The sequence below is a fragment of the Halorubrum yunnanense genome (assembly GCF_026586675.1).
Lineage (GTDB): Archaea > Halobacteriota > Halobacteria > Halobacteriales > Haloferacaceae > Halorubrum > Halorubrum yunnanense.
The window spans coordinates 1-6,570 of the sequence record NZ_JAODIX010000021.1 but is presented as its reverse complement, the minus strand read 5'-3'; the positions used below and the strand labels follow the sequence as shown (position 1 = coordinate 6,570).

Below are 6,570 nucleotides of genomic sequence, written 5' to 3'. Positions count from 1 at the left end.
GACTAATTCTACTGCTAGTGACTGCTGTTCGATAGGTCTGAGTTAATCTCGAAGTCGTGCAACAGGCTATGAGAGAAAGCAGCGCCGTGACGGCCAGTACGGACGGCCGGCGCACTGACGCTGCAACCTTCCGCATCGTCTGGCGGAAGGATTCATCGCCGGTCGCAGGCGAGGCCCGCCGAGGCAACGCGATCCACAGCCCGATCGCACACGCGAACAGCACGGGCAGTAGGAAGCCGAACCCCCACCGCCAGCCGAGATACACACTCACGAACCCGGCACTCGCCGAGAGAACGACGTTTCCGACGTTTCCGGCGGCCTGATTCGCACTGATCGCAGTCGTCCGCATTCGATCGAACAGCGCCGAGATCACGGTGAGACGGGTCGTCCCGAACAGTCCCGTACCAAGACCAAGTAACACCGTTGCCAGCACGAACATCTCGACGGTCGTCGAGAGAACGATTACGCTCACCGCGCCTGCAGAGAGAAGGATGCTACCAGTGAGCACCAGCCGCTCGCCAACGATGTCGGCGATCGCACCGCCCGGAAACTGCAACAACGCGTACGTCGTCCAGAGAATACCGATAAACGCGCCGGTTGTGGCGTTGCTGACGCCGAATTCGGCAGTCACCTGCGGCAACAACGCCGGATACACGATTCGGACGCCGAGCGTAAGGAACCACCCGAGCGAGACGATAACCAGGATAGATACCGGTCCGTCATCTCGTATATCTGATATTGTTCGGACTAACAGTGATCCCGGCCGAGACAACGCTCCCATCACTCAGTTTGACTCCGGATAGCCGTCTAAATGTTTGCGTCCCGGTAAGCGGAGGCGTCAGGGAGGCAGGACAGTACCACCCCCACACAGTATTTTTTGATTGTTACAATACAATCTACCACCGAGACTGGTGTCTAACCGCGTATCGGCCGATTGGTCCAATCTGTGTACGGTGTCGCTCTATCGGGACGTGGTCAAGCACTCAAAATTGGGAGCGAGGACAGTTTCGCTCGAATACTTAAATAGGCGTTCCATCACCGTTCTAATCGCAAAATAGCCGGATTACGATCACCAGTAGCCCGCTCTCTCCGCGTCAGATTGCAGTGTCGTCCAGATACCTGACTGATACGCTCTGAAAGACGGCCTCGTGAATGCGTCCGGCAACGGCTACAAAGTCCGAACTCTTATGAGTTAGTATTGTGTACTATATACACGACATGAACATCAGTTCAGGTGGAACGCTTCGAAAGGCGGCCGTCGTGGGAGTCGTATTGTTGCTCGTCGGCTCGATGGGGGTCGGAATCTCCGCTACAGCCGGAGAACGATTCAGCGAGGAGTCTGTGCCAGGGCTTTTGGCGACAATCGACGGAACGAACACGGTGACGCCCGGTGAGACGACGACGATGACGCTAGCGGTTCAGAACCGACACGATGGCATCACTAACTCCGACCGAGCCATCGAAGATGTCTCGCGGGTTATCCAGGCGCACGGTGTGCAGGTCGGGGCCGCATCCGGTACGACAGTCACCTACCGTGATGATGGCCTCCCGATCGATGTGAAAACGGGGACCCAAAGCATCGGTACAGTGCCGTCTGGTGGAGCCACGCAGGTCCCACTCACTGTCGAGATCAGCGAGTCGGCTGACCCGGGGACGTACACGGTGCCAATGGAGGTCGAATTCTCGTACATCCGTGGTATCTTCGTTGACCGTGACGACTACACCGTCAAACGGAATACCGCGACTACGGAAACGAGCGTCACCATCCGGGTCGAAAAAGACGGACGACTGGAAATCGTCGATACTCGCGGCGACGGACTGTACAAAAACGCTGAGGGCGACGTGGCTGTGACCGTGCGCAACGCTGGCAGCGAGACGATGAGCGATACGACGCTCTCACTCGTCGGTTCGACGCACTTCGAACCGCAGAGCAACGGGATCGCACTCGATACTGTCGCACCCGGTGAGACGCGAAACGCCACTTTCGAAACGATAGTTCGCGGTGTCGAATCGGCCGGGTCGTACGCCGTCGGCTTCCGAACCGACTACGAAGACGCGAACGGACAGCTGAGTAAGTCCACTGTTCGGTACGGGGGAGTGGCTGTCGCCGGGGGACCGCAGTACGAGATTTCGGTCGAGCCGCGCTCGCTGTACGTCGATTCGACCGGAGCCGCGCGGATTACGGTAACGAACACGGGCGATGTAGCCGCGACGAACGCACGCGTGTTCGCTGAACCCAACCAGCCGTTCGCACCGCTGTCGAACGGCGGGCAACTCGGGGCTCTCGGACCCGGCGAATCGGCGACTACCAGCGTCAAACTGGAGGTCTCCGACCGCGCGCTCGCACAGTCGTACGCGCTTCCGATCGTGGTCGCGCACGACGATACCTACGGTAATGTCGTCCGCAGCGATCCGCTAACCGCCGACATCGATGTCGGCCCTGAGCGACAGTTCGACGTGGTCAACACCGCGCGAATCGAGGCAGGCGCGACCGAGCAGATCGAACTGACTGTCGAGAACACGGGCGAGAGCTCGTTCGAGGACGCTGTCATTCGGATCAACGCCGACTCCCCGTTCGAGACTGACGACGACACAGCATACGTCGGCGAACTGGCACCCGGCGAGCAGGTGACCGTCTCGTACACCGTCAGCGTCGGCGAGGCGGCAACACCGAAGGCGTACACCCTTGACACGACTATCAAGTACGACAACCTATTCGACGAAACGGTTGTCTCCGATGTCCGACCAGCCACGGTCGAGGTGACAGAGCCGAGTGGCCCCTCGATCCCGTTCGTGCTGACGGCAATCGGCGTGCCGATGCTACTGGTGGGTGGGATCGTCTACAAACGTGACCGACTACGGCGGTTCTTCTAACCGATGACCGCCGGGGAGCGGATCCAAGACGGACTTGAGTACGCGGGGCGGTACGCCGCGCGCAACCAGGTCAAGACGATCGCGGTCGTGCTCGTAACGGCGCTACTCGCGGTTGCTATCGGGGTCGCAGGGATCCAGATGAGCATGGGGATGACCCTGTACATCGAAGACGACTCTCAGACAGCAACCGACTGGGAGACGCTTAAAGAGGACTTCGAGACGGGAAACAACGTGTTCATCATCGTCGAGTCCGGCGAGTTACACGACCCCAAGACAATCCGGGCGATCGACCGCCTCGACAGACGATATGCCGAGAACATCGATGAGACAACCACTGTTACCTCCCTGGCGGATGTCATCCGGCAGGGTAACGGCGGGGAAATACCGCAGACCGAAGCTGAGGTCGAACGAGCGATCGACAGGGTACGCGCACAAGGACCAGAGTCGGCCGCAATGGTCGACCGACTGGAGCCTGAGTCGGGAACGACGATCATCCTCGCGAGCTACGGCAATGTCGACACGTTCGACAGAGGGGCGTTCCTCCCGCAACGCGATTCCGACATCATCTACGACAGGGTGCAGACGGAAACCGGTCTCGCGCCACTGCCGCCCGGGGTGACGACGACCATTACCGGACAGCCGGTGTTCGAGAACGCTGCCTTCGGGCTCATGCTGCCCGAGATGATCACGCTGTTCGCCGGGGCATTCGCACTCATCTTCACCGTAGTCTATCTGGTGATGCGCGCGAAGGTGGAGCGAGGCTGGCACGTCTTCCTTCCGCTCGGGACGGCGATAGTCGCGCTGTTGTACATGGTCGGCGCGATGGGCGTGTTCGGGTTCGACTTCAACGCGATCATGCTCGGCGTCATGCCAATCGCGCTCGGGTTGGGAATCGATTACGGGCTGCAGATCCACTCGCGCTACGTCGAGGAGCGTGAGTCCGGGTGTTCGCCGGAGACCGCTGCGGCGGTTACAACGCGGACCACCGGTCGCGCATTGCTCATCGCCATGGGCGCAACCGTGATCGGGTTGGGATCGCTTCTGGTGTCGAGTGTGCCTCCCGTCCGACAGTTCGGAGTCACGAGCGCGATGGCGGTGTTGGCGTCGATGGCGCTGTCAGTCACGCTTCTCCCTGCGCTGCTCGTTCGATTCGATGGCGGAGGGTATGCAGAACGCGATCCGAACGACACGACCCCGGAGTCGAGCGACTGGCTGGAGACCGGTACGGAGCGATTCACCAGCCTCGTCACCGGCGGGAAACCACTTGTGACGCTCATTATCGCGCTCCTTCTGGTCACCGGCGGTGCCTACGCGTATCCACAGGTGGAGCCGAATCAGGAGATGATGGATTTCTGGCCACAAGATCTCGACGCAAAAAACGACATAGACCGGCTGTCAGACACCGTCGACAGCCCAAAGGTGATGTACGTCAGCGTTAGCTCCGACCAAGTGTACTCCCCCGAGACGTTCCGCGAACTGGCCAGATACCAGAAACTCATGCTGGCAAACGACCAGGTAAACGCGGTACAGAGCCCAGTGTTAGCTGTTCAGATGGCAAACAATGGCGAAATTCCCGAGACAAATGGACAGCTCGACGCGACGTTGGCAAAGCAGACGGGATCGGGGATGATGAGTGTCCGCGATCCGAGCCAGACCCCGTCCCGAGTGCTGTTGACTTTCTACGTCAACGACGTGGAAGGCGAAGAGGTTCGGACACTTATCGACGAGTTCGAGGGGAACGCAGATCTTGCGCTGACAGGCGCGAATGACGTCCGAATCACCGGGAAACCGGTACTCAACCGAAACGTGATCGAGAATGTCACCGCAGGGCTAACGCCGATGACGGTCATCTCCTTCACGCTCGGGTTCATCTTCCTCGCGCTCGCGTTCCGGTCGATCCGCGTGTCCGCGATCATCGTCGTCAGCGTCGCCGGTAGCGCGGCGCTTCTGGTCGCCGGGGGGATGTACCTGCTCTCAGTGCCATGGAATCCCCTGACGATCACGATGTCGTCGCTCACGCTCGGAATCGGGGTGACGTACGGGATCCACATCTACGAGCGGTTCGTCTTCGAGACAGAGACCCACGGGCGGCCGCCACTCGGAGCCGCGGCTACGTCGGTCGGCAAGCTCTCGCGACCGATCATCGGGTCCAGTTTCACCACGATCTTCGGATTCGGCATCCTGGTCGTCTCGCGGTTCCCGGTGCTTGCGAACTTCGGGGTGACGACCGTGCTGGCGATCGGATTCTCGCTCGTAACCGCGTTCGGCATCCTTCCGGCCGTGTTGACCGTTGTGTCAACGGGAACCGACCCAAGCGACGACACCGACACGGCATCCACGACCGAGTGAGCCGTTTCCCAGATAGACGCCCCCGTCGTGGCGGGTGCTGTCTGTGGTGGCATAGGCGTTCGGAACAGTAGTCATAGCTGAGTGGCACAGGCCGTGCTACCGAACATGCGGAATGTCGCCCGCGACACAACTCGGTTATCTATAAATACCATATTTCATACCTTTCCCAAACAGAATACAAGGCGAAAATACATCGATAGCATCAGATTTATGTTACAATCATTAGTGTCACACCAACCCTCGCAAAGAAGCCAAGATTCGTCCTGAACCAACACAGACCCATATTGTGGTTGATGGCATTGGACTGGTTCTTGCTGTATTTCGGGCGCGTGCGGAAAACCGAATAAATAGCACTTGACCCAGTCACCACTCTCTCATACTCTATCTGTGCCAATATATCGCTAATTCGGTGATGCTCCCTCGTCAAGGCGAAAATATAGCGAGAAATAGGATAGCCGCCAAGACCGCCATACCAGCAAGTAAGAGGTAGTACATCGCAATATCACGTCGGAACCGCCGTGTCATTTCATCATTGCCCTGGTCAGGAAGTATACAACTATCTAATCGAGTAGGTACTTCCGCACTCAATTTCACACCAAAGTTTTGTAACTCATCTTCGTCAAAGAATCGATCATAGAATGTTTCCAGATTCTTGTGGTTCTCTGTTTGGACAACATACTGTTTTTCTATACCTTTGATTCTACGATGCGTTATTACAGTATATCCTCCAACAATCAGAGAGGAGATAGCAAATATAGCATTCTCGCCTAACACTTCGTTCACTCGAATCACTAACCCCGCCGAAATAACAATTATAAATCCAAATGTTCGAAACAGATCCCTGGATAGACTACTCATTAATTCCGAACGGAGTTCTGAGAGTTGACTTTGAGTCTGAATAGCGCCCTCAATCATCTCTTGACGGAAGTCCACGAAATCATCCACAGATTCTCGGCGGTAATATCGAAGATTCGACCTTGCGGAACTTTCTATGACCTGAGCATCTTCTATTACTTCCGACAAAGATCGAGCGTACAGAGTCACAACATTCCGTAGTATATCGGCTCGGTTTTCTGAGCGTCCTTCAGAATATACCCAATCGTAGAGTGAGACCACAGAGCTGACCAACTCATTAGATAACTCGATAGAGTCTGTCTCGTCTATCTCAACACTGGTTGTGTCGGGGAATGAGAGATGACCTTCTATGAATTGCTTCCCCTGAATGAGGATATTCCACTCACCTTCTCGTATATGGCGCGAATTACTTGCGATCGCTAAGATACCCTATTGCACGCTCAAAATTAATTCGACAGACGGCACAGACTGACCTAAATTTCAGTCATCACC

The 6,570-nt window shown here is 57.0% G+C and carries 4 protein-coding genes; 2 read left to right on the top strand and 2 right to left on the bottom strand.

The genetic code is table 11. The features are described from left to right. The coding region (locus tag N5096_RS04995) for an MFS transporter (RefSeq protein WP_267663228.1) at positions 1-781 on the bottom strand (781 nt) is incomplete at its 3' end. 437 nt (positions 782-1,218) lie between these two features. Here N5096_RS04995 and N5096_RS04990 point away from each other — a divergent pair. Then, positions 1,219-2,874, top strand: coding sequence for a COG1361 S-layer family protein (locus tag N5096_RS04990; RefSeq protein WP_267663227.1), 1,656 nt, complete (start codon positions 1,219-1,221; stop codon positions 2,872-2,874). Positions 2,875-2,877: 3 nt separating this feature from the next. Further along, positions 2,878-5,223 carry an efflux RND transporter permease subunit gene (locus N5096_RS04985; RefSeq protein ID WP_267663226.1) on the top strand — a complete coding sequence of 782 codons (2,346 nt, stop codon included), beginning with the start codon at positions 2,878-2,880 and terminating at the stop codon, positions 5,221-5,223. Between the two features lie 423 nt (positions 5,224-5,646). Here N5096_RS04985 and N5096_RS04980 read toward each other — a convergent pair whose 3' ends face one another. After that, positions 5,647-6,168 carry a hypothetical protein gene (locus tag N5096_RS04980; RefSeq protein ID WP_267663225.1) on the bottom strand — a complete coding sequence of 174 codons (522 nt, stop codon included), beginning with the start codon at positions 6,166-6,168 and terminating at the stop codon, positions 5,647-5,649. Positions 6,169-6,570 lie beyond the last annotated feature (402 nt).